Origin of the sequence: Deinococcus alpinitundrae, from assembly GCF_009982895.1 — a bacterium.
Classification (GTDB): Bacteria; Deinococcota; Deinococci; order Deinococcales; family Deinococcaceae; genus Deinococcus; species Deinococcus alpinitundrae.
Window position 1 is genome coordinate 1 of the sequence record NZ_WXZL01000254.1, and the last position, 270, is coordinate 270.

General features: G+C 64.4%; 1 protein-coding gene. It reads right to left on the reverse strand.

Going from position 1 to position 270, the window contains the following annotated elements:
* Nucleotides 1–270: class I tRNA ligase family protein (locus tag GUI70_RS23270; RefSeq protein WP_161884573.1), on the reverse strand; the 270-nt coding region annotated here is incomplete at both ends.

Here is a 270-nt window from a genome sequence, read left to right on the forward strand (position 1 = left end):
GCGGTGGCGCGGAAGATCACGGGATTCTTGCAGCGCCAGCAGATCGGATAGGAGTGGGAGTAGGGCACGGTGGACACGAGCCGGCCCCGCTCGCGCAGGAATTCCGTGATCTTAGGATTGGCGTCCCAGATCTTCAGGCCTGCGAAGTGCTCGATGTCCGTGGTGAAGAAGCCGCGATCGGTCACCGGGCAGTCGACTTCGAGACCGTACTTGATGCCGGTGTCGTAGTCGTCCGCGCCGTGGCCGGGAGCGGTGTGCACGATGCCGGTG